This is a genomic window from Stenotrophomonas sp. ZAC14D2_NAIMI4_6, from assembly GCF_003086875.1.
In the GTDB taxonomy this organism is placed as follows: Bacteria; Pseudomonadota; Gammaproteobacteria; order Xanthomonadales; family Xanthomonadaceae; genus Stenotrophomonas.
In genome coordinates, this window is sequence record NZ_CP025996.1 from 2,215,824 (window position 1) to 2,242,531 (window position 26,708).

Consider the following 26,708-nt stretch of genomic DNA (forward strand, 5'->3'; position numbering starts at 1 on the left):
CAGGGCCGAGCGCGCGCTCGGCCCTGCCCGCCCGGCTCAGTACTTCTTTTCCAGGTTCAGCTGCACGCCGTGGTCGGTGTCGCTGCTGCTGCCGAACAGGCCGCGGTACTCCAGCCGCAGGCTGAACTCACGCTCGGTCTGCAGCACTGCGCCCAGGCCGAACACGAAGCGATTGGTCTTCAGGCCATCGATCGCGCTGCGATAGAACGGCCCGCCCGGCAGATCGGCGTAGTTCATGATCACCGTACTGTCGTCCTGGAAGTCATGCTGGTATTCCAGCCGCAGCTGCGGCGTGAACGTGCCGACGCTGACCGGTACGCGGTAGTCCATGTGCAGGCCCAGGCTGGCCGTGGTGGTGTCCACGTCCTGGTCCTGGTAGTGCAGCGCATGGATCGGGTCGCCCTGTTCGGTGTAGGCATCCAGGGTGGCCCGGGCCAGATCCAGGCGCGCATACGGGGTCAGCGACAGGCGGTCGCGCTGGTAGTCACCACCCACCGAAAGCGACGCCAGCCACTGGCTGCCATCCCGCTTGCCCTGCACCATCGCGCCATTGGCCGTCACGTAACGGCGCGAATCGAATGACAGCAACTGGTAGCCCAGCAGGGTGTCCACGAAGAAGTGGTCGCCCGGGTGGTAGCTGCTGTACACGGCGAGGGTGTAGCTCTCGCCCTTGCTGCGGGTGTCGTTGTGGCCGACATCGGTGGTATCGCGGCCGTAGCCGATGCCCGCACCGATGGCGAAATCGCTGCTCAGGCGGGTATCGGCACCGGCGCTGAGGCCGCTGGTCTGGAAGTCGAAGCCGGCACTGCCGGAACGACCATCGCGGTCACCGTTGTTGATCGAACCGCCCGTCCACAGCGTCAGGCTGCCGCCTTCGCCGCCACGGCTGCGCGGCGACGCTGCGTTGCCTGCAGTTGCGCCTGCACCTGCTGCGGTGTCATCGGGCATGCCGAGCGGACGGCAGTCGCTGCCCGGCGTACGCCACCCGTCTTCCTGGCAGCGGCGGTCCACGCCGAAGCTCAGACCGTTTACGAAGCGTGCGCCCTCCCCACCCTGATGCAACCCTTCCATGCGGCGCTGGAAGTTGCCGATCTGGGTGGTGGCGAAGCGACGCGCGGTGGCCGTCTGCGCGCCCAGCAAGCCCATCACTTCGGCATCCTGGGTCGGGTCCGGTCGGCTGATCACATCGAAGGTGACGGTGGCCGGGGCCGAGGTGGTGAACGCATTGGCCAGGGTGAAGGTGGCCGTGGCGGTGCCCGAGAATGCCGCAGCCGGGGTGAACGTCAGGCGGTAGCCGGCACTGGCGCCGCTGCCCGACGCCGCGATGGTCGCGGTGCCGGCATTGGCCGGCGACAGCGAGACCAGTGTCGCCGCAGTGAACGGGCCTCCGGTCGCGCCGGTGGTCAGTTCCACCACGACCGGCACGCCCGCATTGGCGGTGAGCCGCTGCGAAGCCGCCACCGGCATCGCGTTCACCGTCACCGTGGTGGTGATGGGCGCCGACGCACCGAAGCTGTTGTTCAAGGTGTAGACGATGTTCTGCGGGCCGGACGTCGTGGCCAGCGGTGTGTAGGTGATGGTCGTGCCGTCCACCGTGGTGGTGCCGGTGGCCGGTGCGGACACCAGGGTGACCCCGGTGAACGGCCCGCCGCTGGCGCCCACGGCTGCATCGATCAGCACGGCCTGGCCGGCCAGTGTGACCACGCCTGCGCGCGGCTGACCCACCGGCACCGGCAGTGCATTGACCGTAATGGCCACGGTCGCGGCGGCCGAACTGCCGCCGGGTCCGCTGGCGATGTAAGTGAAACTGTCGGCACCGAAGTAATTGGCCGCTGGGGTGTAGACCACGTTCAAGCCGCTGACGGTAGCGGTGCCATGTACCGGTGCGCCGGCCACGGCAATCGCCGTGATCACACCCGTGTCATTGCCCGTGACCGGAATGGTGACCGCCTGCTGGGCCAGGGTGGTGGCCGTATCGTCGGTGGCGACCGGCAACGCCTCGCTGATGACCAGGGTGTAGCTCTGGCTGGCGTTGTAGCCGACATCGTCGGTGGAGCGAAGTACGAACGTGTAGCTACCGGCGGTGGTGGGGGTGCCCCTGAGTACGCCTGCCGAACTGAAGGCGAGACCGGGGGGCAGTGCGCCGGAAACCACTGCGTAGGTGTACGGCGCAATGCCGCCGCTGCTGGTCAGACTCTGCGAGTAAGCCGTGGCGACCACGCCGCCCGGCAGCGTGGCCGGGGCGATGACCACGGTGGCCGGGTCAACGGAGAAGGTGTAGACGCGGTCAGCGGTCTGCCCGTTGCCATCGGTCACACGAACAGTGATGCTGAAGTTGCCATCCGAACGCGGAATGCCGGTCATGGCCCCCGAGGAACTGAGGGACAGCCCCTGTGGCAGCCCGCCTGCCAGCAGCGCATAGGTGTACGGTGCGGCGCCACCGCTGGCAGTGAACTGCGCGCTGTAGGCAAGCGCAGCAGTGCCGTTGGGCAGGGTGGCCGGATCAATGCTGATCGTCGGTACGCCCACCACGATGGTGTAGTTCTGCTGCACGTTGAACGGCGCACCGGTGCCGACGGTGGAGTCCGCCGAACGGATCGTGACGTTGTAACTACCCGGCATCGTCGGGGTACCGGAAAGAACGCCTGCCGAACTGAAACTGACGCCCACCGGCAGTGAACCCGTAACCAGTGAATAGCTGTAAGGCGCGGTTCCGCCACTCGTGCCGAAGTTGATGGTGCTGGCGGTGCCGTAAGGCATGGGCAGGTTGCCCCCCGCGGGCGTCATGCTGAGCGTGGGTGCCGCCACCGTGAGCGAGAACGTCTGGCCAACAGTGAACGGCCCGTTGCCAGTGCTGCTGTCGGTGGCGCTGGCATTGAGCGTAAAGGGTCCCGCCGCAGCAGGCGTGCCGCTGACCGTAACGCTGTTTGCCGTCGTTCCGGTGATGCTCAGCCCGGCCGGCAGGCCCGTGACCGTGTAGTTGCTGTAGGGCGCCGCGCCCCCATTCCAGGTGAATGTCTGGCTGTAGCTAGCGCCGACCGTGGCGCTGAACGGACTATTGGCCGAGACGGTAATGGTCGGGTTGCCCACGGTGATCGTCACTGTAGCCGGTGCAGACGTTCCGGCACTGTTGGTGGCGGTATAGGTGAAGCTGTCCGGGCCGGCGTAGCCGGCGTTGGGTTGGTAGGTCACTGTCGTTCCGCTGGCAATGGCCGTGCCGTGTGCGGGCGCGGTGCCGATTGCCACCGAAGTGGCGGCGCCGCCGGTGAGGTTCAGCGTGATCGGGTTGGCGCCACTGTTGTACGCCACGGCTGCCGAAACAGGATTGGTCACCGGCGGGCTGCTGATGACCTGCAGCACGTAGCCGCGCGGTGCAGAGTTGTACGGTCCGCTGCCGGTGGAGCTGTCCGTTGCGATTACCGCGAAGTTGAAGGTGCCTGCCGCGGTAGGCGAGCCGGAAAGCTGGCCGCCCGCCGAAAGCGTGACACCTGCAGGCAACGCGCCAGCCGAGATTGAATAGGTGTAGGGCGCCACACCACCGCTGGCGGGGTTGAGTGATGCACTGTACGCCGAGTTCTGGGTCGCATCGGCCAGGCTGGTGGCCGGAAGGTTGACGGTGGGCGGCGCAATGGTCAGCGAATAGGGACGGGAGCCGGTGTACGGACCGGTACCGCCGGAGCTGTCGGTGGCGGTGAGGGTGAAATTGAACGTGCCGCCGGCCGTTGGGGTGCCCGACATTGTGCCGCTGGAGCCCAGGCTGAGTCCGGTAGGGAGGGAGCCAGAGGTAACCGCGTAGCTGTACGTGGGCGTTCCCCCTGTCGCCGTGATGACCTGGCTGTAACTGGCGCCAACCGTACCGTTGGGCAGCGTGCTGGGGTCGACGGCAATCGTCGGCACGTTCACGGTGAGCGTGTACGCACGCGTGCCCTGGAAGCCGCTGGCATCGGTGGCACGTGCGGTGAAGTTGAAGGTGCCTCCCGACGTTGGCGTGCCGCTCACCGCGCCGGTCGTGGTGTTGAGGGTCAGCCCGGGCGGCAAGGTGCCAGCACTGAGGTCAAAGGTATACGGCGCGGTACCGCCACTGCCGGTGAGCGTCTGGTTGTACGCCACCCCGATGGCGGCAACGGTCAACGAGGCCGGGTTGACCACAATGGTGGGCGGCGCCGCCACCACCAACGTGACCGTCTCCACCTCGGCATAGAAGCCGGGGCCGCTGCTGCTGTCGGTCACGCGGATGCCGAAGGTGTAAGTGCCTTGTGCCGTGGGCGTGCCACTGAGCGTATTGCCACTCAGTGACAGACCCGGGGGCAGTACGCCGCTGGCGGCCTCATGGGCCAGGGTGTAGGGCGCCACACCACCACTGGGGGTGAAGCTGACCGAATAGGCCACGCCCTGCCCGGCCGGTGGCGGCGAGGCGGGTGCAAGGCTCAGCACCGGGTTGGCGGTGGTGCCGCTGAACGCACGCGTGCCACTGACCGCGACATTGTCCGTTGCGCGCAGGGTGAAGGAATACGCGCCGCGCTGGGTGGGGGTGCCGCTGAGCGTATTGCCGCCCAGGGTCACGCCGGGGGGCAGCGCACCGGCGTCGAGGGTAAAGGTGTACGGCGCTGTGCCACCGCTGGCGCTGAGGGTGCTGCTGAACGCGGTACCCGCCTGCAGGCTCACGGCCGGGCTGGCGTCCAGGGTAATGGCCGCCGCCGGGCCGATGGTGACGGTAACGGTGATGTCGCCCCCCGAGTCATCCTGGATGACGAAGGTATCGCTGGTGCCGTTGTCGCCGTTATGGGTGTACGTGAGCGGCTGCGCATTGACCGTCTGCTGGCCAACGGTGCGGGTGCCATGAGTAGTGGTTGCTGTACCTGCAGAAACACCAAAACCGCCGTGGCAATGGTCGATGTCGATGGTCTGCGAGCCGCTATGGGCCACAGACATGCTCAGCGTTGGGCAGAACGTGGACGGCGCGGCGGCGGCCACCTGCGGCCACAGACTGCAGATGCACAGCAGTGCAATCGCCAGCCAGGAACCGAACCATGAAACCAGGGCATGCGGACGCGCACGCGACGCCCCCACGCTGTGCGCTGACGAAAGTTGCATGTTCTGCCCCTGTTGGCACTGCACAGGCGCGAACACTCCCAGGCGTCCGTGCCGGTACAGCGAGACCCTACCCCTGTCCGCGGACGCCAGGTCGACAACCCGGGCCGCACCCCTTTAGAACGGCTGCGCCATATTCAAACAGTATTCCGGGGGTAAAGGGAAGTGCCCCCCTTGCCCGGCTTTCGATATTGCTGCGCATGCACAAAAATTTCACTTGAACCGCCCATGCTGACTGAGCGAGAGTAAATGCGGCCCGGACATGACGTCCGGCCATCACGCTATCGGGGGAATCAAGGCATGACCGAAGTCTTCCTCGGGCAGATAATGCTCACGGGGTTCGCGTTTGCACCCAAAGATTTTGCTCTCTGCAACGGCCAGTTGCTTTCGATTGCACAGAACCAGGCCCTGTTTTCGCTGCTGGGCACGCAGTACGGCGGGAACGGCACGACAAACTTCGCGTTGCCCAACATGCAATCGCGGACGCCGGTCGGCGCCGGACCGTCGGCCGATCCGGGCTGGAATCCACCGCAGTATCAGCAAGGCCTCGTGGCTGGCGTGGAAAACGTGACACTGATCAGCAACGAAGTGCCCGCGCACACCGCGCAGGCCTACGGCACCACCGCGGCGGGTGCGGTACGCAACCCCACCAACGGTCTGTACGGCAACGACAGCGGACTTCTGTTCGGCCCGGACAACGGCACGTTGGTTCCCCTGCAAGGCGTTGGCACAGGGGGAGGCAGCCAGCCCCACCCGAACCTGCAGCCCTATACGGCGATCAATTTCGTTATCGCAATTCAGGGCATTTACCCCTCGCGCAGCTGACCGCGCCGACGACTGCTCAAGGAGCTTCACATGAGTACCCCTTACGTCGGAGAAATCCGCATGTTCGGCTTTCAGCGCGTGCCCAACGGTTGGTTCACATGCGATGGGTCACTGAAGTCGATCGCCGAATATGAAGTGCTGTACACGCTGCTGGGCACCACCTACGGTGGCGATGGCATTACCACCTTCGGCGTGCCCGATCTGCGCGGCCGGGTACCGATCCACCAGGGACAAGGCCCAGGACTGAGCCGCTACGTGGTGGGCCAGATGGCAGGCACTGAGCAGGTCACGGTGCTTCCCGTGCAGATGCCTGCGCATGCGCCGCCACTGATGGCCACCACCGCCCTTGCTACTACCGGCACGGTAGGAAACGGCGTGCTGCCGGCAACGGTGGCGGGCGACAGCGTCTTCGTGAAAGACATCACCGGCGCCAACGCGGCCGTACTGGCCCCCAATGTGATTGTCAGCCAGGGTGGCAATCAACCGCACGAGAACCAGATGCCCACGCTGACGGTGCAGTTCTGCATTGCCTGGGCGGGCGTTTTCCCGACGCAGGGCTGAACCCCTCTTTGCATCCGACAAGGAATTCACCATGACCGAACCCTTCTTCGGCGAGATCCAGCTGTTCGGCTTCAACTTCGCCCCGCGGAACTGGGCCACCTGCAATGGCACGACGTTGCCCATCCGACAGAACACTGCTCTGTTTTCACTGCTGGGAACGCGCTACGGCGGCGATGGCGTAAACACATTCAAGTTGCCCAACTTCGTCAATCGCGCGGCTACCAGCCAGGGCCAGGGCCCGGGCCTGACACAGCACAGCATCGGCGAGGCCTTCGGCACCAATGCTGTGGCCCTGACCCAACAGACAGTTCCGGCGCACAGCCATTCGCTGACGCTCTACAACCAGCGCGATAGCAGTAAACGCAATGCGACGCCCGAGGCGGGCAATTACCTCGGCGTGCCTGCTACAGGCATGCCCTTTGTGACCAACGCCACGGCCAATGCGCAGTTCAGCCCAAGAATGATCGGCGCTTCCGGTGGCGGGCAGCCCCATGAGAACCGGCAGCCCTATCTGGCGACCAACTTCTGCATCGCCTTGCAGGGCGTGTTCCCCAGCTTCAGCTGAGCCGATGGCCGCGCCCGCACCGCTCGCCGCGTTTCCGCCAAGCCGCGATGCCTGCCCCACCCTGCCCGCGCTGCTGCTGCAGCGCGGGCACACCCTGCGGCCGCTGGTTGCGGGCGATCTTTCGTGGCTGCGCGAGTTGTATGCCAGCACCCGCGCCGAGGAACTGGCACCGGTGCCTTGGCCGGAAGCGGCCAAGCGGATGTTCCTGGACAGCCAGTTCGCGCTGCAGCACCAGCACTATCTGGCCCACTTCGGCGACTCGCACTTTCTGGCCATCGAGCGCGATGGCGCCGCCGTCGGGCGCTACTACCTGCAGTGCGGGGCCTCGCACGACCTGATCGTGGACATCAGCCTGTTCCCCGCCGAGCGCGGTTGCGGTGTTGCTTCGGCATTGATCGCGCACAGCCAGCATGAAGCCGGCCTGCGTGGATGCGGCATGCAACTGCACGTGGACGGTGCCAATCCAGCCGCGCTGCGCCTCTACCAGCGTCTTGGGTTCGTGGGGGTCGAGCAGCAAGGCACGCATCTGCTGATGCGCTGGCAGCGCGCCTGCGCGCAGCAGACCGGCAAGATCAGTTGAAAACGGCCTGATAAAGGAACCCGGCCTGTTCACGAGCGATGGGCACCAGGAAGATACCCACCTCGCCTACTTCCGGATGGCGCATGGGGTAGATCTGCTGTGGGAACAGGAACGCCGACGCGTTACGGAACAACAGCGAGAATGGCGCACGTGCGGCACCCGGCATCGCCCGCGACGCATCCAGGGCGCGGGCCTCGACCAGCACGAACGGCACTTCGCCGTCATTGATGACGGCCGAGAAGGTCTGGTCGACGTGGCGGGCGAAATGATCGAGCGTCAGCAGTTCCATTGCAGGGTTCCCCAGGGCCGACCTGCATGGTGGGCTGCGCCAGCGCCGGATGCAAGCGCGCCGCACGGCGCGCCTGCCAACCGGACTACGTGCCCGATTGCGTGCCCGATTACTTGCCGGCGGACTGGCGCGCGCCTTCGCCGTTCTGCGCTGCGCTTTCGCGGCTCTGCGCGAACTCGGGGAAGGTTTCGGCGATGGATGCCTTGTCCGGCAGCACGTAGAACACGCCGCCCTTTTCGAAAGTGGACTTCACCACCTCGTCGTAGAACATCGGCGAGACATTGATGCAGCCGTGGGTCACGCGGTTGTCGTCCGGAGTGGCCGAGGCCAGCCGCTCAGCGCGCTTTTCCTTCGACGTGCCCTTGGGCATGGGATGGATGGACACCGCAGATTCGTAATCGACCCACAGCACGCGGCCAGCATCGATGGACGGCCCGAAGCCGCCGATGAAACGCCCCGCCGGCGTGGTGCGGTCGCGGCCGGGAATCTCGCGCAGGGCCAGGCCCGCTACTCCGGGGGCGATGTGGTCACCCTTGGCCGAGCCGAACAATGCCGGTGCTGCGCCGCGCAGCTTGCCGTCGCCACCAAACACCAGGATCTGTGCGGCCGCCTTGTCCATGATGGCAAACGGATAGCCTTGGCTGTCCTTGCTGGCCACCACCCAACCGGCCAGTTCAATCACCGTGTCGGACACGCTCTGGCCTTCGGGCAGTTCATCAACCGCCGAGGACGGTGCCGGTGGCGTGCCGTTCTTCGCACTTGCCACACCGGTGCCGGCAAGGGTAAGCGCCAGGGCCATGGCCAGCGCAGCGCGCAGCGGCCGGTTTGCAGGGTTGGGGAACATAGGGATGGCACGACTCCTTGCTACGTGTACTGCGGGTACTACGGGGTGGGCACCGGTGGCCCGCGAAGGCCACCGGTGCCCGGGTCAAACAGTACGGGTACTGCGTGGGGGAGCGATCACCCGCGCGGGGTACGGCGCGGTGCCGATTCAAGCTGCTGTACGCGGCCTTCGATCTGGTCCAGGCGCTGGTTGGCCTGCTGTGCCGACTGGTTGGCCGACTCGGCGCTCTGGGCTGCGCCCTGCACCTTCACATCAAGCGCGTCGAGACGCGAATTGATGGTTGCGAATTCGTCCTTGTAGGTGGCGCAACCACTGAGAGCGGCGGCGGCGAGGATGGCTACACCGAGCGTGCGGGCCAGGGTCTTGTGTTGCTGGTTCAGGAACATTGCACTCCCTCCTTCGTCTGGGGAAGCCCGAATATAGCGACCTTTTAGGCAGTTGACCGAGCGCCTTTCAGCTACGGTTGGACGAGGTGGAGGGGGTGTGAAGAAATGTGAAATGGCGTGTAAATGTTCATGGTCCAGAGGCTGTTCAAACGCCGGTTGTAATGGCCGCTATTGCTGCAGCCAGCGTTCCTTGTAGCCAAAGCGCACACGGTTTTCTTCTGCCTTCATGCACGTTGGGGCGAGGTCTGCCCTATTCAGCCGTCATGTCGGTCATCGGCACCATGCGCGCGGCGCAGTTCAATTGCCGCCAGCGCGTACCACGCGAACGCGGGCAGTGCCGCCAGCCGCTGGGTCAGCCCACGGTAGGCGGCCGGGTCGAACCCGCACACCATCATCCATAGGTACAGCACGCCGATAAGAGAAACGGCCCTCGAGGCAACGCGCAGCCACGCCGAACCCGCCTGCCCGTACTCGCTGATGAACAACAGTGGTGTTAGCACCGAGAACATGCCGATGCCATAGAGCCCGTGCAGTGGGCTGCCCGTAGTGAAAACGCCGTTGCTGATCATGCAGGCAGCAAACAGTAACGAGGTAAGCGCGGAGCAGGCGAAGCGGCTGCCATGGGCGAACAACGCCACGCTGAAGACCAGGATCGCGGCGCCGCTGATGACGGCGGCCGACCGTTCCACCCACCTCGGCCACCCCTGCAGCAGCCCCAGTTCGCTCATGTGCTGGCTGAGGATGCTGTAACCCGGTACCAGCAGCCCAGCCAGAGCCAGCACCCCCATGGCAAGAAGGGGGGCGAGGGACAGGTGCCGCAGGGTAACGGTGCGCATGGACCAGATATCTGCCGGTTGAGGTCTGATGAGCTTGGGTGCAACGGGCCTGCCGATGGTTTAAAGCGTCGCACCGTTGACGCCCAGCATCCCCGGTCGCGCGCATACTGCTGCCCCACCCCACTGCGGAGCGCTTCATGAAGGTCCTGATGGTTCTGACGTCGCATGATCAACTGGGCGACACCGGCAAGAAGACCGGCTTCTGGCTGGAGGAGTTCGCTGCGCCGTACTACGTGTTCAGCGATGCCGGTGCGCAGATCACCCTGGCCTCCCCCGCTGGTGGCCAGCCACCGCTGGACCCGAAGAGCGACCTGCCCGAGTTCCAGACCGAACTGACCGAACGCTTCAAGGGCGATGCGAAGGCGCAGCAGGCGCTGGCCAGCACGGTGAAGCTGGACAGTGTGAAGCAGGAGGATTTCGACCTGGTGTTCTACCCCGGCGGCCACGGGCCGTTGTGGGATCTGGCTGAGTCGAAGGCATCCATTGCGCTGATCGAAGCCTTCGAGCGTGCGGGCAAGCCGGTGGGGTTCGTCTGCCATGCGCCGGGCGTGCTGCGCCATGTAAAGGCGGCCGACGGTTCGCCCCTGGTGAAGGGTCGCAAGGTGACGGGCTTCACCAACAGCGAGGAAGCGGCGGTCGAGTTGACCGATATCGTGCCGTTCCTGGTGGAAGACGAGCTGATCGCGCTGGGTGCTGCCTATGAAAAGGGCGCGGATTGGGCACCGCATGGCGTGACCGACGGCCTGCTGGTGACGGGGCAGAACCCGGCCAGTTCCGAATGGGTGGCCAAGGAACTGCTGCGCCTGGGCAAAGCCCGGTAGAGTCGAGCTTGCTCGACTGCAACGCGTGACGGTCAGGAAGCATCCACGCATGGCGTGGATGCCTTCCCTCCATGGGGTCAGAGCCCTTTCCTGGCGGAAAGGGATCTGACCCCTGCCCGGCTTACAGGAAGTCGTAGCTGAGGGTGAAGCGCACGTTACGGCCCGGCTGCGACCAGCGGCCGATACCTTCGTAGCTGGTGGCGCCCTGGAAGATGGCGGTGCCGCCACCGGCGGTGCGCACGCGGTTCCACAGGTAGTATTCCTTGTTGAACACGTTGTACACGCCGGCGGTCAGGTGGATGCGCGGGGTGATGCTGTAACTGCCGAACACATCCAGCAGGGTGTATTCACGCGCCTTGTAGGCATACACCGGCAGCACTTCGGCGCCGTAGCTGGCGTTGGTCACGCTCAGGCCGTAATCGGACGGGTCCTTGCGGTCCTGGTGGGTGACATTGGCGGTCACGCTCCAGCGCCGCGACGGGGCGTTGTAGGTCAGCCCGGCCACGGCCTTGGCCGGAATGATGCTGGCCAGCGGACGGCCGTCATTGTCGGTGCCTTCGTTGTACGAATAGGCCACGCGCGCCAGCCAGTCGTCGGCCAGCAACCACAGGCCCTCGGCCTCCACGCCCTTCACCACCACTTCGCCGCGGTTGATCGGCATGGTGTAGGTGTAGCCATTGGTGACCGTGGTGACTCCGCGCACGGTGGTGCTGTACTGGGTGCCGGCATCGCCGACGAACTGGGCGGTGTCGATGAAGTTGCTGTACTTGTCACGGAACAGCGACACGCCCAGGCGCAGGCGATCACTCTGGTAGCGCCAGCCCAGTTCCAGGTTCAGGCTGCGCTCGGCGTCCAGGTCCGGGTTGCTCTTGCCGTCGGGCACGGTGACCGTGGCGCCGTCGGAAACACGCGTGACTTCGGTCGTGGACGAGGTGCCGTACATGTCGTTCACGCCGGGCGCGCGGAAGCCACGACCCACCTGGGTCCACAGCGACTGGGTATCGGTGAACTTGAACTCGGCGCCCAGGTTCCAGGTCGGCGCGGCGAACTTCGAGGTGCCCACGCTGCCGCCGTCATCGACATAACCGGAGTCACCATTGCCACCGGCCGAGGTTTCCGGGGTGTACTTGTAGCTGTCGTAGCGCAGGCCACCGGTCAGGCTCAGGCGATCATCCAGCAGGCGCACGCGGTCGCGCACGTAGGCGGTCAGGTCGGTTTCCTTGGTGTCCGGCCACAGCGACGGGTCGGTATCGCGGGTGAACAGCGACCCATCGTTGCCCCAGCGCGAATCCACCGAGTTCCAGTGGATCTTGGCCTGCTGCCACGCTGCGCCGTACACCAGGTCATGGCGCACGCCGCCGGCTTCGATGCTCTTGTCGAAATCCAGCGCCACGCGGTTGCGCTTCTGCGTATCCCAGCGGTCTTCTTGGCGCGCACAGGGTGCCGCCACCGAGCAGCGCGTGCCATAGGTGGCCGCCGTGCCGTTGGCCACCAGCACGTTGGTCTGGCCCTGGATGTAGTTCTTCTGGTGGTCGGCAGTGGCTTCCAGGCTGTCGAACAGCGCATTGTTGGCGCGCCAGGTGTACTTCAGGCCGTAACGGTCGCGGTCGCTGCGGTCTTCGGCGCTGCGGAAGTAGTACGAACCCACGCCATCGCTGCGGGTCCAGTTGTCCACGTCATTGGTAGCGCGGGCGCGCTCGTAGACGATGCCCAGCGTCTGCGTGTCGGTGGCCAGGAAGTTGACCTTGGCCAGCAGGTTGTCGCTCTCGCGGTCCACCGGGTCCGGCGTGCGGCGGTCCGGGCCCAGCTGGGCGCGGGTGGTGTCGTACCACGATTCGGTTTCATGGCCATCGCGCTTGGTGTACACCAGCAGCGATTCGAAACGGCCGGTGCGGTTGGCGAGGGTCAGCGAACCCATGTTCTCATCGCTGGAGCCGGTGTAGCCGTACTTCACCGAACCAAAGCTGTCGTTGCCGCTGGCCTTCAGGAAGTCGGCCGGGTCCTTGGTGGTGAACATGACCGCACCACTGAGCGCGCCGCTGCCGGCGGTGATCGCATCGGCACCCTTGATGATTTCGACGCTCTTCACCGCTTCCAGGTCGACGCTGCCGCGACCGGAACGGAAGAATTCATAGGGCTGGTAGGTGCCCGGGTCCATGCTTTGCGGGAAGCTGAGGCCGTCCAGGGTGATGGCCACGCGGTCCGATTCCAGGCCACGGATATTGAAGCCATTGAAGCCGGCACGACCCAGGTCGACCATCTCCACGCCGGGCACGTAGCGGATGGCGTCTTCCATGCTCTGCGCACCCTGCTGCTGCAGGGTCTTGGCCGAAAGCGTGGTGACGTTCTGGTTGTCGGATTTCTTGCGGGTTTCAGTGACCTGGATGGTATCCAGGGTGCTGTCCGCATCGGCAGCGGCCGCACGGGAAACAACGGGAAGTGAGAGGCTGGTGGCTACCGCCAGCGCAAGCAGGGAGGGTGAAAGGTGCATGGATGACTCCGCAGAGGGGTGGAAAGGGGCGTTCCGTCGCTCCGGTTGGAGCGGCGGTGGTTTCCTGGCTGCGGGGCGCCATCGCGATGGCGTTGCGTGCGTTGCTGGGAAGAGGTACTGACAGTTCGGGGTGAAGCAGGACCGGCGCTAGCGCCCGGTCAGATGCAGACTGAGCGTGCCGATTTCGCTCTGGCCACGGCGCTGGCTGTCCACCGCCCTGCCCTGTTTCAGCGTGAACGGCAATGACAGAAACTCATGCCCACCGGCCTGGCGCGCGGCCTCGACCTGCAGCAGATACGCGCCATCGGCGACGGTCTGGCCACGGTCGTCGCGCCCATCCCAGGCCAGCGAGTACTGGCCCGGCAATCGGGTGGGCCGCGCGATGCCCTGGATGGCGGGCAGATCGTCGCGGCCATAGCGCCGCCACCACTGTGGCAGCGACTGCAGGTAACGCGAGCGCGTGCCCAGCACCAGCAACTGGCGCACCGGCGTGCCGTCGACCGTGGTCACCCACAGCGCCAGATAGGGCGCGAAATAGCGCTGGGCTGCGATCTGTGGAATCTGGTAGTCCACCATCAGCCGCTCCTCGTTCGCCGCGCGCGGTGGTGCGTCAGCAAGCAATGCCGGCCAGCGCTGCGACACGAACGGAATGCCGGTATCACTCAACACAAATGCGGCGACGTCCGGCAGTGCATCGGCCAGGGCCAGCCCATCGCGGATCGGCATGACCGACAGCGCGGTGGCCAGCACATCGGCACTGGCGGCATCGGGCGCCACCACGGTCGCGGCGGGCGCGAACTGCATGGGCCAGCCCGAGAATGGATCCAGGATATGGCTGTAGTGGCGCCGGCCCACCATGTAGCCGCGCGTGGCATGGCCGCTGCCGGCAATGGCGCCGTCACGCAGGGCCAGTGTGGCCAGCGGGGTGCCGTTGTCACGCGGGCGGCGCGCATCGGCCACCCCAACCTGCCACGGCGCGGTTTCGCCAGCCGCCTGCCAGTAGCGCGCATCGCCACCGATATCGATCTTGATGGCACGTGCTGCCGGTGCGGCCTTGCGCGCCACGTCGAGCGCCCGGTCCAGGATGTAGCCCTTGGCTACGCCGTCCACATCGAACACCACCGCCTCGGGGCGGGTCAGCGCGCCGCTGCGCGCCGGCTCAAACTCGGCCTGTGCCGCGGCCGACGCCAATGCACGCAGTTCATCGCGCGGCGGCAGCACGCCGCTGGATGCGGCCTGGCGCCAGCGTTCGGCCACCCGGCCCAGCCGGCAGCTGAAGATACCCTCGCTGCGCTGCCGCCACTGTTCGCACAGCTGCAGCACCGCACGCAGATCGGGCGACACCGTCTGCGGACCGCTGTGCGTGTTGAAACGGGTCAACTCGCTGTCATCACGCCAGCGGCTGAGCACGCCGTCAAGGCGCGCGGTCTCGGCCAGCACGGCCTGCAACGCGGCCTGCGCAGGCGCCTCGCTGGCGTCCACGCTGATATCCAGCGAGGTGCCCAGCACATCGTCGCGATGGAAGATCTGCGGTGCGGCCACGGCCGCGGGCACGGCAAGCCAGCTCGCGGCCAGGGCCAGCAGCAGGCGGAAGGTACGACGGAACATGGGAAGCAACTCGGGAGTGCGCGGAAATCCGCAACAACGGGGCCCGCCGCAACGGGCCCCGCACAGGGTTCAGCGGCGCGGCGCAGCCGGCGGCGGCAGTGCCGCATCGGTCGCATCGACCACGCCATCCTTGTTGCGATCGGCGGTGTCGAACAGCCGCTTGCCCGACACCTGGTACTCGGCGAAGGTCATTTCGCCGCTCTTGTCGGCATCAAGCACACCGAATCGCACGTGCACCTGGCGATCATCGCCCTGGGTAAGGGAGGCGGCGCGGCGGTCCAGGCGCTCTTCAAACTCGCCCAGGTATTCATCCAGCGAAAGGCGGCCGTCGCCATTGCGATCGGTGCGCGCGAACTGCTCGTCGCGGGCCTTGTCGAACTCGGCCTTGTCCACCGTGCCATCGCCATTGCCGTCGTACAGCTCCAGGAAGCCTTCGGCGGTGTGGCTGGTGGGCATGTTCAAGCGGCTGCGGCGGTTGTCGAAGCGCTGCGCACCGGCCGCCGTGCGGGCTTCGGTGCCACCAGCGGCCGGCGCGGCCTTGTCCTTGCCACGGCTGGCCAGCGCCTTCTGCCCACCCTGCCAGGTCTTTTCACCGGCGGCGTCGAACTCGGCGCGCGACACGCTGCCGTCCTTGTCGGTGTCCAGTGCGGCGAAGCGGGCACGCGTCTGTTCCACCTGACCGGCACGTTCGCTTTCGATCTCGGCAGTCATGCGCTGGTCGAACTCGGCCACGTACTCGTCTTCATCCACCGTGCCGTTCTTGTTGCTGTCGGTGGCATCGAAACGGGCGCGGCGGAACGCCTCGAACTCGGCCCAGGTGACCTTGCCGTCGGCGTTGTCATCATGTTCGGCGATGAACGCGGTGACATTGTTGCCGTGGCCGCCCACCAGCGGGCGCGGTGCGGTCTGGGCGTGGACAGCGGACGACAGCAGCAGCGTGCAGGCGCACGCACTGGCAAGCAGGGTGATCTTCATGGTGACCTCAGGAACGAACGATGGAAGGGATCAGGGGTTCAGCACGCGGAAGCTGAGCGTGTAGCTGTTGCTGTACTCGGCCACCGCGGCCCCGGCCGGCGCGGCCGTGCGGTGGCGGGTCAGCGCAATCCATGTGCCGGCGGATGTCAGCGGGAACCTTCCATGGCCCTTGGTGTCGGTGGTGACGGTCACCACCTGCGGTGTGCGGTCACTGCTCCAGACCGCCTCGGTGATCTCGATCTTCTGGTTGGCCAGCGGCGCGCCGTCGTACTGGGCGATGAACTCGAACGCCTCGCCCACGTACAGATCGTTGGGATGGGTGACCGGCACCAGCTCGATGCCCTGGTTGTGCGGCGCCAGCGCCGCGCGGTCGGGGTTGCCGGCCGTCACATACGTCTCGGCAAGCGTGCGCGACTGGAAATCGGAAATCACCTTGGCCCCGGCCGGAATCTTCACCGCCGGATCGCGCGAGCTTTCGCGCTTGCCATTGATTTCCCACGTGCGGAACAGTGCGCCCAGGCGTTGGCCGGTGCTCAGGCGGTAGGTGCCCGTGCCGGCCGGCAGCGTGTACTCGGCCACGGTGCGGGTCTTCATCACCTGCGCAGGCAGCGCGGCGGTCCTGCCGTCCGGGCCGGTTACGCTGAACTGGCTATCGTCGAACGCGGTTTCGGGCACGAAGAAGACTTCGGCGAACGAGGCGTCCAGCGCCACCGTCTGCCCCGCACGCGGCGCATAGGTGCTGGGCGACAGGTACGGCGTGTGGGCAAGAACGGGCTGGATAAACGCCAGTCCAAACGCCGCGAACGCGGCGAGGGAACGCATCTTCATGGGAACTGTCTCGTCAGTGAGCGTGGGCGCTGGCGAGACGGACGTCCGGGGCTGGCGGACGGCATCGTATGGCAAATGTGAATCGTTATCAATACGTGAAGTGCGTCGCTTGCATTCGGTGCGCATCGTTGCGTATCAGCTCGAGCGCGCATGGCCGTTGACGGCGCGCGAACGCAGGTGCTCTAGCATGGGCCGACCCCGGTAGTTACAGGAACACCATGACCGAGCGGTTCACCCCGTCCACGGACGAAATCGAACGCCAGCGTGCGCTCGATGCCCTGCACATTGTCGGCAGCCTGCCCGAGCCGGCCTACGATGACATCGTGAAAGTGGCCGCCGCCGTATGCGGCACGCCGATGGCCCTGGTCACCCTGATTGATCGCGACCGCCAGTGGTTCAAGGCCCGCACCGGCCTGGACGGCAGCCAGACCGACCGCGATGTAGCGGTCTGCGACCATGCAATCCGCGAGCCCAGCCAACTGCTGGAAGTCGGTGATCTGAGCCAGGACGCGCGCTTTGCCGACAACCCGGTGCTGAAGGAGATCGGCGCACGCTTCTACGCGGGCATGCCGCTGGTGACCGGCAGCGGCGCGGCCATTGGCACGGTGTGCGTGCTGGATCTGGCACCGCGCTCGCTCACACCTTTACAGCGTGACGCCCTGCAGGCGCTGGCCCGGCTGACCATGACCCTGATGGAAGCGCGCAGCCGCGAGCGCGAACAGGAAGTGGTGGCCCTGCTGGAACAGACGGTCGCCGCCGAACCCATCGGCACTGACACCGCTGCGGCGGGCACGCCCTACACCATCGTGATCCTGGAGCTGCAGGATCTGACCGCGCTGGCCGAACAGCTGGGCGAGCGCGGCCTGGACCGCCAGTTGCAGCAGCTGGATGCGGCGCTGGAACGGTGCCTGCAGGCCGAGCGTGGCGACAGCATCAACCGGGTCACCGGCAGTGGCGAGTTCATTGCCGTGCTGGGGTCCGACCAGGCCGATGCCACCCTGCATGCGCTGCAGGGTGTGGCCGATGAAGCCGCCGCCCGACTGGGTCGCCCGTTGCTGCTGGGCGCGGCCACCGGCACCCGCGACGAGAACACCACCGCGGTGTTCGTGCGCGCCGACCAGGCGCTGGCCAACGCCAAGGACGCGCGCGGCTAATCGGCGTTGGCGTAGCGCCAAGCCACCGTGCTGCGCAGGTGCTGCAGCAGGTGGTCCAGGAACACGCGCACGCGCGGTGCCAGCTGCTTGCCCGAACCATGCACCGCGCTCAACGGCGAGGTGGCCAGGGCATGGTCGGGCAGCACTTCCACCAGGCGCCCGGCCTGCAGGTCTTCGGCCACGTCCCAGATCGACTTGCGGGCAATGCCGGCGCCCTGCAGCGCCATCAGATGCGCCGCCTCACCGTCGTCGCACAGCGTGCTGGCCTGCAGCGGCAGGGCCAGCGCGGCATCGCCCTGGCCGAAGCGCCAGTGGCTGACCGGCGGGCTGCCCGAGGCAATGCAGTCGTGCTGCTGCAGATCGGCAATGCTGCGCGGCATGCCGCGCCGTTGCAGGTAATCCGGCGAAGCGCACAGCACCCGCCGGTTCGGCGCCAGTTGCCGGGCGACCAGGCGCGAATCGTCCAGCGTGCCGTAGCGCAGGGCCAGCTCGATGCCCTCGCCCACCAGATCCACGATCTCGTCGCGCAGCGACAGATGCACGCGCACGCCGGGGTGTGCCATCTGGAACCGCCGCACCGCCGGCACCACGTGCCGCCGCCCGAAACCATTCGGGGCGGTCACCCGCAGCACGCCGGCCACCAGGTCCTGACGCTGCGCCAGCGCCGCTTCGGCCGCTTCCACTGCCTGCAGCACCTGGCGGCAATGCTGGTGGAACAGGCTGCCTTCGTCGGTCAGCGAGACCCGGCGCGTGCTGCGGTTGAGCAGGCGCACCTGCAACCGCCGCTCCAGCGCAGACAGCCGCTTGCTGACCACTGCCAGCGACACACCCAGGTCACGTGCGGCGGCCGACAAGCTGCCCCCATGCACGATGCGATCGAAGGTGCGCAGCTCTCCCAGGTCTTCGATCATCGCGATTCTTTCCTTTCAGGCAACAGCACCTTTCCCATATTGCCATTCCGGAAAGCATCACGCAGCAACACAATGGATCGATCCATGTCGGCCGGGGAGCGGTCGGCGCCGGGCCCGATGTCGAGCACGCCACCGCGACAGGACGCGCGCGAAGCTGTGCACCAGCCACCCCACAGGTAGCCACCCCCATGAACGATGACGCCGAACCGACGGCGCCGGCGCTGAGCCGCCGCCGCTTTTTCCAGGGCCTGACCCTGATTCCCGTGGCCGCCGCACTGCCCGCCTGTGCGCCCGGCACGCCGGCGGCAGACGCGCAGGCACCCGCCGCTGATGCCGCCGACTACCGCCCCGAATTCTTCAACGCCGCCGAATGGGCCTTCATCGTCGCGGCCTGCGATCGGCTGATTCCCGCCGACGAGACCGGCCCCGGCGCGGTGGAATCGGGGGTGCCCGAGTTCCTTGACCGGCACATGCAGACGCCCTACGCCGCCGGCGCCATCTGGTACATGCAGGGCCCGTTCCTGGAAGCGCCCAGCGAATTCGGCTACCAGGGCAAGCTGCCGCTGCGCGACATCGTGCGGGTGGGTATTGGCGCCGTCGATGCGCACTGCCGTGAACAGTTCCAGGGCAAGACCTTCGCCCAGCTGGACCACGCCCAGCAGGAAACCCTGCTGAAGGCCGCCGAGGGCGGCAAGCTGGAGCTGGACGCCATTTCCAGCAAGCTGTTCTTCTCCAACCTGCTGGGTGAAGTGAAGAATGGCTACTTTGCCGACCCCAAGTACGGGGCGAACAAAGGCATGGCCGCGTGGAAGATGATCGGCTACCCCGGCATGCGTGCCGACTACCTGGACTGGATCGGGGTGCGCGACAAGGCCTACCCGCTGCCGCCAGTGGATCTGGCCGGGCGGAGGGGCTGAGCGCATGGCCATCACGAAACCGAAAGTAGACGCCGTGATCGTCGGCATGGGCTGGACCGGGGCGATCCTGGCCAAGGAACTGACCGACGCCGGCCTGCACGTGGTCGCGCTGGAACGCGGCGGCGACCGCGATACCCAACCTGATTTCGCCTACCCCAACGTGGTGGACGAGCTTGAAGGTTCGGTGCACCGTCGCTATCTGCAGAGCCTGGCGCAGGAAACCGTCACGATTCGCCACACCCCGGCCGACACCGCCGTGCCCTACCGGCAGATGGGCTCGTTCAAGCCCGGCACCGGCGTGGGCGGTGCGGGCAGCCACTGGTCGGGCGCGCATTTCCGCCCGCTGCCGGAAGACATGAAGCTGCGCACCAACGTGGAAGAACGCTACGGCAAGCGCTTCATTCCCGATGACATGACCATCCAGGATTTCCCGCTGAGCTACGCCGAACTGGAACCGCACCTGCACATGTTCGAGCTGGTCTGCGGCACCTCTGGCAAGGCCGGTGTGATCAATGGCGTGGTGCAGGCCGGCGGCAACCCGTTCGAAGGGTCGCGCTCGGCCGAATATCCGCTGGGCCCCAACCCCAATTACCTGGGCGGCGAACTGTTCTACAAGGCGGCCAAGGAAATGGGCTGGCACCCCTATCCGATTCCGGCGTCGAATGCCTCGGGCCCGTATGTGAACCCCTACGGCTGCCAGCTGGGCCCGTGCAATGCCTGCGGCTTCTGCAGCGATTACGGTTGCCTGAACTATTCCAAGGCCAGCCCCAACGCCTGCATCCTGCCGGTGCTGCGGCAGCGCCCGAAGTTCGAACTGCGCACCCATTCGCAGGTGCTGAAGGTGGACCTGGACAGCACCGGCAAGCAGGCCACCGGCGTGACCTACCTGGATGCCCAGGGCCGCGAGGTGCAGCAGCCGGCCGACCTGGTGCTGCTGTGCGCCTTCCAGCTCTACAACGTGCATCTGATGCTGCTGTCCGGCATCGGTACGCCCTACGACCCCGAATCGAACACCGGCACGGTGGGGCGCAACTACTCCTACCAGAACCTCAACCGGGTGGTGCTGTTCTTCGACAAGAGCGTGCAGGCCAACGGCTTCATCGGCATTGGCGGTGCGGGCACCACCATGGACGATCTGAACGGCAATCAGCTGGATAACGCCAAGGCCGGATTCGTAGGCGGTGGCCTGGTCTGGGCGCGCCAGCCCGGCGCCGGCCCGGTGCGCGGCATCAACGTGCCATCGGGCACGCCCAGCTGGGGCGCGGCATGGAAGAAGGCGGCCGCGGACAACTTCCGCCACAACTTCTATTATGAAGTACAGGGCGCGTGCATGGCCTACCGCCAGCACTACCTCAGCCTGGACCCGAACTACACCGACAGCTTCGGCCGGCCCCTGCTGCGCATGACCTTCGATTGGCACCCCAACGAGATCAAGGCCTCGCAGTTCTTCGTCGGCAAGGCCATGGAGATGAGCCGCGTGCTGAATCCGCTTTCCATGAGCGGTGATGCCAAGAAGGACGGCGAGCACTACAACATCACCAAGTACCAGAGCACCCACACCTGCGGTGGCGCGATCATGGGCGCCGACCCGAAGACCTCCGCACTGAACCGCTACCTGCAGAGCTGGGACGTGCCGAATGTATTCGTGATCGGCGCCAACGCGTTCCCGCAGAACAACGGCTACAACCCCACCGGGCTGGTCGGCGGGCTGGCGTACTGGGCGGCCACGGCCATCCGCGAAAAGTACCTGCCCGATCCGGGCCCGCTGGTACAGGCCTGAGGAGACGCCCATGAAGAAGCTTCTCCTGTGGATCGTGGTGCTTGCCCTGGTGCTGCTGTTGCTGGCCCTGGCCTACGCCTTCGTGCCGACCCGCACGCGGGTACTGGGCGATGCGCCGGCGGCCGATGCCGCGCTGATCGAACGTGGCCGCTACCTGGCTGCGGCTGGCGACTGCACCGCCTGCCATACCCGGCCCGGCGGCAAGCCGTTTGCCGGTGGCCTGGCGGTGGCCTCGCCGTTGGGCAACATCTACAGCACCAACATCACCCCGGACCGCGACACCGGTATTGGCGGCTATTCGCTGGATGATTTCGACCGGGCCGTGCGCCACGGCATCACCCCCGATGGCCGCACGCTGTACCCGGCCATGCCCTACCCGTCCTATGCACGCCTGACCGATGACGATGTGCGGGCGCTGCATGCCTATTTCCTGCACGGTGACATCGCCCCGGTGAAGGAGGCCAACCAGGCCGCCGACATTCCGTGGCCGTTGTCGATGCGCTGGCCGTTGGCGATCTGGCGCAAGACCTTCGCCCCCGATGCGGATGCGGTGGCCTTCGACCCCAGCCGCTATGGCAGCGCCGAACTGGCGCGTGGCGCGTACCTGGTGCAGGGCCTGGGCCACTGTGGCAGTTGCCACACCCCGCGCGGGCTGGCGCTGCAGGAACAAGCACTGGATGAATCGGGCAGTGCGTACCTGGCCGGCGGACAGATCATCGATGGCTGGAATGCGGTGAACCTGCGCGGCAACAGCGCCGATGGCCTGGGCCGCTGGAGCGCGCAGGACATCGTCGATACGCTGCGCACCGCACGCAATGCACACAGCGCGGTGGTGGGTTCGCCGATGGCCGACGTGGTGGTGCACAGCACCCAGCACCTGACCGACGCCGACCTGCAGGCCATGGCGGTCTATCTGAAAAGCTTGCCGGCCAGCGCAAACGATCCGTCCGCATACGCCCAGGACGATGCCACTGCGCGCAAACTGCAGGCCGGGGTGAATGACAGCCGCGGTGCCGAACTGTACGTGGACAACTGCGCCGCCTGCCATCGCACCGATGCCAAGGGCTACACCAACGTGTTCCCGGCCATCGCCGGCAACCCCACGGTGCTGGCCGATGATCCTACCACTCTGGTGCGCCTGCTGCTGCATGGCAGCGCGTTGCCTTCCACTGCGCAGCGGCCGTCCAACCTGGGCATGCCCGGGTTCGCCGATCGGCTGAGCGATGAAGAGATCGCGCAGTTGGCGACCTTCATCCGCCAGGACTTCGGCAACCAGGCGAGCGCGGTGAATGCGGCGCAGGCGAAGAAGCTGCGACAGGAAGCACCGTAGCGTGGGTGCAGGGCCGAGCGTGTGCTCGGCCCTGTCCCTGTCAATCGGGTCGCACTCTCCCATCCTCGCCGATGCAGAGTTCTCCCTTGCTCTCCGCGCCCTGCTGGCAGGGTTGATATGGGCCGACGGTCACGAGGCCACCGCCGCCACAGTTGCCATAACAGCCACCGCCAATCGGCACTCCGCCGCCTGCTTGACCTCCGCCACCGCTACCGCCTTCATCAATAGGTTCTGGCAGCACCCCCTCACGCGGGGTCTGGCCTTCACCTACCCAGTTGGATTCGAAATTCTCGTGATAGACGGTGCAGTGTGTCGGGTTGCAGATCTGATAGATGGTTCCGGTTGCCCATGCAAAGAGCGGTACGTAGTCCACGGGTGCGCGTGAGTCCTTGAGAACCTCCAGGGTTCTGGCATCCGGCACCGGCGACGCGACGGCGCAATCAGTGCAGAAGTATGGCCCGCGCTCGAATGCAAACGTGCTTACGCCGAATATCAATCCTGCCGCTAGTATCAGGATCAATATTGCCTTTCGTCGCGACATTGCAAATGGTTTTCTAGCGACAGCATGCATCATGGATTTGACTTCCTTTTCGTCGGGCTATGGAGAGCTGTTGCGCACTTAGCGCTTTGTCCAGAGTATTGATCTGCTGGACCGGAACCACCGAAGGGTCAGCAAGACGTGCCGCCTCGAAGTAGGCCCTGCTTGTGACGAGATCTTCGTCGAGCAGCACGCCTGCGTGGTAGGCATTGCCCAGTTGCAGCAGCGCATCCACGCTTCCCTGGGCGACCATGTCCTGCAGGTAGCCGGTGGCTTTCTGTTTGTACTCCTTGGTGCGATCGGGATCGCGAAGCAAAGCGGCAGGCCCGCCGAGCGCTGACTCGGAATCGGCGGCATAGAGAAGGCGTGCACCCATGTTCCCCTGCTCTGCCGCAAGCGTCAGCCAACGACTGGCGCTGATCTCGTTTTCCGCCGAAAGATCCAGGCATGCAGACACCACATCGGGACTGGCCTGCACCGCGCTGCCTCTGGATGCGCGTCGATTGATGTTCTGGCACTCGTTGAGCTTCAGGAAAATTCCATACGATGCCGTCGCATCGCCTGCCAAGGCCTGCGGGGTAAGCCCTGCGATAACCTGGTCCACTGTTCCGCTGGGAACCCGACCAAAATCCGTGACGGCAAACGCCCTGCCAGGCAGCTGCCGGATTCGAAGGTCTCTGTTGGCCGGATCGCCCGGCGCCGAGCTGTCGGCAGGTCGAGACATTGCAGATGTGCGCTGCATCGAGGCGGTCTCGTTGCCGCTCGCCGGTATCGAGGAGCGTTCAGCGTGGTTCTCGCGATCTGGCGCGGAGGACAGGCTGTACCACGCGGTCGCTGCAAGTACGATGATCGACACAGATATGAACAGGAATTTATTTCTTTGAGTCATACGTTTCTCTGGAAGCGGTCAGTGATGAAAGCCCGCTTCAGCCTTGCTGCCACAGTCGTCATTCCCATCGTCGGAGACCGAGCGTGACTGCTCGCTAGCCGGTTTGGTGTAAATGCGCATCATTCGCATATGATAACAGTCCTGCGTGGAAGCGCCCCTAGGCTTTCTGTCCATCGCGCTGTAGGAAACTTCCCACTTCGACGCGCCCAGATGCACGCTCGACGTCACGGCCTGAACAGAAAAGCCGCCGGACACGATCCGGCGCAATACAGCGCACTCCTTGCGCGAAGTCACACCTTGGAACATCCAGCGTTGACCTGAGAGCGTCAGCAATTGACGCTTACGCCACCGCGCGCCACATCGTGGCCCAGGGGACGCGGTTGCGATTCCGCAGCACCGCCGGCCATGGCCGGGCATCAACGTCAGTCCGATTCAACGGCAGTCCGCTTCATCCCATCCGTCGCAGCACCCGCCTCCGTCGAAACACGTTTTCGCCGGCACGGGCAACTGCGTCCTGGAAACTTCAAGGAGATCACCCAATGCGCTCTGCAACGTTCCTGTTCGCACTTGTCATCAGCGCCTTCGCCGGTGTCGCACACGCCCAGACCGTCACCCTCAACAAGGGCGGCTTCGTGCTGACCTACGACTGCAGCATCCACAGTGCCACCCGTTACGAATACACGCTGCTGGCCGATACCGGTTCGGCCGCGCGCCCGTCCAGCTTCTACAAGGACCCGGATCTGCCGGCAGGCTGCCTGGGCCAGACCAGCACCGGCTCCTACGCCAGCGTGAAATCCGGCTATGACCGCGGGCACCTGGTCACCTCCAACCACATGGACTACGACAGCACCTACATCCGCCGTGCCAACTACATGACCAACATCGTGCCGCAGGTGTCCGGCTTCAACCAGGGCATCTGGGTGAAGGCCGAGAACGTGGCCGAGTGCTACCGCGATATCGCGCCGGTGGATGTGTACGGCGGCGTGGTGTATGGCGACGCCAGCAACGACTACTTCCTGAGCAGCCACGGCATTCCCACGCCGGAATTCTTCTGGAAGACCATCATCACCCGCGACCCCAACACCGGTACCGCCAAGGCGATCAGCTGGATCTTCCCCAACGAAGCCGGCCTGGGCAGCCTGGATGACTACCTGGTGACCATCGCCGATCTGGAAGAGCTGCTGGGAGCCAGCTACGTGGCGATCAATGCACCGGCCTCGCTGAAGAACATGCTGCCTGCGACCAGTTGGCCGCTGCCGAGCGGCTGCGACCTGAGCTGACCGCCACTGCCACCCCGGTAGGTGCCAACCTTACTTGCCCCGGTAGGTGCCAACCTTGGTTGGCACCCAGGCGCAGAGCGTGCCCACCAAGGTGGGCACCTACCAAAGCGTCGGGGTGTACTGCCTTGGTAGCTGCCAACCTTGGGTGGCACCCAAGCGCAAAGCGTGCCCACCAAGGTGGGCACCTACCGAAGCCTCGGGGTGTACTGCCTTGGTAGGTGCCAACCTTGGTTGGCACCCAAGCGCAAAGCGTGCCCACCAAGGTGGGCACCTACCGAAGCGTCGGGGTGTACTGCCTTGGTAGCTGCCAACCTTGGTTGGCACCCAAGCGCAAAGCGTGCCCACCAAGGTGGGCACCTACCAGAGCGATCGGCGCGGCGGCGCCCGCGGGCCAAAGCGTGCCCACCAAGGTGGGCGCCTACCAGAGCAAAGCACCTGCATCATCGGCGTGCGACAATTGCGCACTTCGCTTTACCCGGAGTCCCCCATGGCCCCCTTCCCCTTCGATGCCGTGCTGTTCGACTGCGATGGCGTCCTCGTCGATTCCGAGCCGCTGGTGGCCCGTGTGCTCTCTGAAATGCTGACCGAATGCGGTTGGCCACTCACCCAGCAGCAGGCCGCCGATGTATTCCTGGGCAAATCGGTCGCCAGCCTGGCTGGTCTGATCGAGGAACGCACCGGCAAGCCGTTCACCGAAGCGTGGCTCGATGAATTCCGCCGCCACCGCAACGTGGCGCTGGAGCGCGATCTGACCGAGATTCCCGGTGCACCTGCCGCTGTACGTGCGCTGCAGACCCTCACCCAGGGCCGCATCGCCTGCGCGTCCGGTGCCGATCTGCTGAAGGTGCGCCTGCAACTGGGCAAGATCGGCATCCTCGATGCCTTCGGCGGACAGATCTTCAGCGGCCAGGACCAGCCGCGCACCAAGCCGCACCCCGATGTCTACCTGGCCGCCGCCGCTGCACTGGGCGTGGACCCGGCGCGCTGCGCGGTCATCGAAGACACCGTGACCGGTGCGACTGCCGGCGTGGCTGCCGGTGCCACCGTGTTCGGCTACAGCCCGGGCGGCCAGTACCACAGCACGCCCGAGGCGCTGCGTGCGGCCGGTGCGCATGTCATCTTCGAATCCATGCAGGACCTGCCGGCGGTGCTGGCCGCGTATACCGGCCATACGGCGGCCTGATCACCACCGCCGCCCTCCTGCGAGAG

The 26,708-nt window shown here is 65.9% G+C and carries 24 protein-coding genes; 11 read left to right on the top strand and 13 right to left on the bottom strand.

The window, feature by feature from the left end; all coding sequences use genetic code 11:
* Positions 1 to 36: 36 nt before the first annotated feature.
* Positions 37 to 5,094 carry a putative Ig domain-containing protein gene (locus tag C1933_RS10215; RefSeq protein ID WP_108753154.1) on the bottom strand — a complete coding sequence of 1,686 codons (5,058 nt, stop codon included), beginning with the start codon at positions 5,092 to 5,094 and terminating at the stop codon, positions 37 to 39.
* A 297-nt stretch (positions 5,095 to 5,391) separates the two neighbouring features.
* On the opposite strand from C1933_RS10215, the gene C1933_RS10220 reads away from it, so the two are divergent.
* Genes C1933_RS10220 through C1933_RS10235 form a run of 4 tightly spaced genes read left to right on the top strand, consistent with a single transcriptional unit; the run spans position 5,392 to position 7,622 of the window.
* The gene (locus C1933_RS10220; protein WP_108753155.1) at positions 5,392 to 5,916 is read left to right on the top strand and encodes a tail fiber protein; all 525 of its coding nucleotides are present in this window, start codon (positions 5,392 to 5,394) and stop codon (positions 5,914 to 5,916) included.
* A 30-nt stretch (positions 5,917 to 5,946) separates the two neighbouring features.
* Positions 5,947 to 6,477 carry a tail fiber protein gene (locus C1933_RS10225; protein WP_108753156.1) on the top strand — a complete coding sequence of 177 codons (531 nt, stop codon included), beginning with the start codon at positions 5,947 to 5,949 and terminating at the stop codon, positions 6,475 to 6,477.
* 31 nt (positions 6,478 to 6,508) lie between these two features.
* Positions 6,509 to 7,042 carry a tail fiber protein gene (locus C1933_RS10230; protein WP_108753157.1) on the top strand — a complete coding sequence of 178 codons (534 nt, stop codon included), beginning with the start codon at positions 6,509 to 6,511 and terminating at the stop codon, positions 7,040 to 7,042.
* A 4-nt stretch (positions 7,043 to 7,046) separates the two neighbouring features.
* Complete coding sequence (locus C1933_RS10235) at positions 7,047 to 7,622, top strand: GNAT family N-acetyltransferase (protein ID WP_108753158.1); 576 nt, start codon at positions 7,047 to 7,049, stop codon at positions 7,620 to 7,622.
* On the opposite strand, the gene C1933_RS10240 is transcribed toward C1933_RS10235, so the two are convergent.
* The 4 genes from C1933_RS10240 to C1933_RS10255 form a co-directional block, all read right to left on the bottom strand.
* Entirely contained in the window at positions 7,615 to 7,911 is a 297-nt protein-coding gene (locus C1933_RS10240; protein ID WP_108749681.1) for a hypothetical protein, read from the bottom strand. The genes C1933_RS10235 and C1933_RS10240 overlap by 8 nt on opposite strands.
* A gap of 109 nt (positions 7,912 to 8,020) precedes the next feature.
* Positions 8,021 to 8,704: a hypothetical protein gene (locus C1933_RS10245; protein ID WP_108754809.1), complete on the bottom strand. Its 684-nt coding sequence runs from the start codon at positions 8,702 to 8,704 to the stop codon at positions 8,021 to 8,023.
* 167 nt (positions 8,705 to 8,871) lie between these two features.
* Complete coding sequence (locus C1933_RS10250) at positions 8,872 to 9,141, bottom strand: hypothetical protein (RefSeq protein WP_108749682.1); 270 nt, start codon at positions 9,139 to 9,141, stop codon at positions 8,872 to 8,874.
* A gap of 254 nt (positions 9,142 to 9,395) precedes the next feature.
* Complete coding sequence (locus tag C1933_RS10255) at positions 9,396 to 9,977, bottom strand: DUF998 domain-containing protein (protein WP_108753159.1); 582 nt, start codon at positions 9,975 to 9,977, stop codon at positions 9,396 to 9,398.
* Between the two features lie 137 nt (positions 9,978 to 10,114).
* Between C1933_RS10255 and C1933_RS10260 the strand changes: the two genes are divergently transcribed.
* Entirely contained in the window at positions 10,115 to 10,798 is a 684-nt protein-coding gene (locus tag C1933_RS10260) for a type 1 glutamine amidotransferase domain-containing protein (protein ID WP_108753160.1), read from the top strand.
* A gap of 121 nt (positions 10,799 to 10,919) precedes the next feature.
* Here C1933_RS10260 and C1933_RS10265 read toward each other — a convergent pair whose 3' ends face one another.
* The 4 genes from C1933_RS10265 to C1933_RS10280 all read right to left on the bottom strand — a co-directional run bounded on the left by C1933_RS10265 (position 10,920) and on the right by C1933_RS10280 (position 16,694).
* Positions 10,920 to 13,289 (bottom strand): TonB-dependent hemoglobin/transferrin/lactoferrin family receptor, encoded by a 2,370-nt coding sequence (locus tag C1933_RS10265; RefSeq protein ID WP_108753161.1) that lies wholly within the window; start codon positions 13,287 to 13,289, stop codon positions 10,920 to 10,922.
* 147 nt (positions 13,290 to 13,436) lie between these two features.
* Positions 13,437 to 14,897 carry a DUF2271 domain-containing protein gene (locus tag C1933_RS10270; protein WP_108753162.1) on the bottom strand — a complete coding sequence of 487 codons (1,461 nt, stop codon included), beginning with the start codon at positions 14,895 to 14,897 and terminating at the stop codon, positions 13,437 to 13,439.
* A gap of 69 nt (positions 14,898 to 14,966) precedes the next feature.
* Entirely contained in the window at positions 14,967 to 15,872 is a 906-nt protein-coding gene (locus C1933_RS10275) for an EF-hand domain-containing protein (protein WP_108753163.1), read from the bottom strand.
* Positions 15,873 to 15,902: 30 nt separating this feature from the next.
* Positions 15,903 to 16,694 (bottom strand): DUF4198 domain-containing protein, encoded by a 792-nt coding sequence (locus C1933_RS10280; RefSeq protein WP_108753164.1) that lies wholly within the window; start codon positions 16,692 to 16,694, stop codon positions 15,903 to 15,905.
* A 224-nt stretch (positions 16,695 to 16,918) separates the two neighbouring features.
* On the opposite strand from C1933_RS10280, the gene C1933_RS10285 reads away from it, so the two are divergent.
* Entirely contained in the window at positions 16,919 to 17,854 is a 936-nt protein-coding gene (locus tag C1933_RS10285) for a GAF domain-containing protein (protein ID WP_108753165.1), read from the top strand.
* Here C1933_RS10285 and C1933_RS10290 read toward each other — a convergent pair.
* Positions 17,851 to 18,765 (bottom strand): LysR family transcriptional regulator, encoded by a 915-nt coding sequence (locus C1933_RS10290; RefSeq protein WP_108753166.1) that lies wholly within the window; start codon positions 18,763 to 18,765, stop codon positions 17,851 to 17,853. The two genes, C1933_RS10285 and C1933_RS10290, sit on opposite strands and share 4 nt — an antisense overlap.
* A 188-nt stretch (positions 18,766 to 18,953) precedes the next feature.
* Here C1933_RS10290 and C1933_RS10295 point away from each other — a divergent pair, with 188 nt between their 5' ends.
* Genes C1933_RS10295 through C1933_RS10305 form a run of 3 tightly spaced genes read left to right on the top strand, consistent with a single transcriptional unit; the run spans position 18,954 to position 22,792 of the window.
* Positions 18,954 to 19,682, top strand: a complete 729-nt coding sequence (locus C1933_RS10295) for a gluconate 2-dehydrogenase subunit 3 family protein (RefSeq protein ID WP_108753167.1) — start codon at positions 18,954 to 18,956, stop codon at positions 19,680 to 19,682.
* Positions 19,683 to 19,686: 4 nt separating this feature from the next.
* On the top strand, positions 19,687 to 21,462 hold the full coding sequence (locus C1933_RS10300; protein ID WP_108753168.1) for a GMC family oxidoreductase: 1,776 nt from the start codon (positions 19,687 to 19,689) through the stop codon (positions 21,460 to 21,462).
* Between the two features lie 10 nt (positions 21,463 to 21,472).
* Positions 21,473 to 22,792 (top strand): cytochrome c, encoded by a 1,320-nt coding sequence (locus C1933_RS10305; RefSeq protein ID WP_108753169.1) that lies wholly within the window; start codon positions 21,473 to 21,475, stop codon positions 22,790 to 22,792.
* Between the two features lie 40 nt (positions 22,793 to 22,832).
* On the opposite strand, the gene C1933_RS20095 is transcribed toward C1933_RS10305, so the two are convergent.
* From C1933_RS20095 to C1933_RS10315, 3 genes are read right to left on the bottom strand one after another with little or no spacing between them, the layout of a single operon-like run.
* Positions 22,833 to 23,366 (bottom strand): hypothetical protein, encoded by a 534-nt coding sequence (locus C1933_RS20095; RefSeq protein WP_159093969.1) that lies wholly within the window; start codon positions 23,364 to 23,366, stop codon positions 22,833 to 22,835.
* Positions 23,347 to 24,186 carry a hypothetical protein gene (locus C1933_RS10310; RefSeq protein WP_159093970.1) on the bottom strand — a complete coding sequence of 280 codons (840 nt, stop codon included), beginning with the start codon at positions 24,184 to 24,186 and terminating at the stop codon, positions 23,347 to 23,349. Before C1933_RS10310 ends, C1933_RS20095 begins: the two co-directional genes overlap by 20 nt.
* 51 nt (positions 24,187 to 24,237) lie before the next feature.
* Positions 24,238 to 24,486 carry a hypothetical protein gene (locus C1933_RS10315; RefSeq protein WP_159093971.1) on the bottom strand — a complete coding sequence of 83 codons (249 nt, stop codon included), beginning with the start codon at positions 24,484 to 24,486 and terminating at the stop codon, positions 24,238 to 24,240.
* Between the two features lie 272 nt (positions 24,487 to 24,758).
* Between C1933_RS10315 and C1933_RS10320 the strand changes: the two genes are divergently transcribed.
* Both C1933_RS10320 and C1933_RS10325 read left to right on the top strand, forming a co-directional pair.
* Positions 24,759 to 25,499, top strand: coding sequence for a DNA/RNA non-specific endonuclease (locus C1933_RS10320; RefSeq protein WP_108753172.1), 741 nt, complete (start codon positions 24,759 to 24,761; stop codon positions 25,497 to 25,499).
* Positions 25,500 to 25,986: 487 nt separating this feature from the next.
* Positions 25,987 to 26,682 (top strand): HAD family phosphatase, encoded by a 696-nt coding sequence (locus C1933_RS10325; RefSeq protein WP_108753173.1) that lies wholly within the window; start codon positions 25,987 to 25,989, stop codon positions 26,680 to 26,682.
* Positions 26,683 to 26,708: the final 26 nt, after the last annotated feature.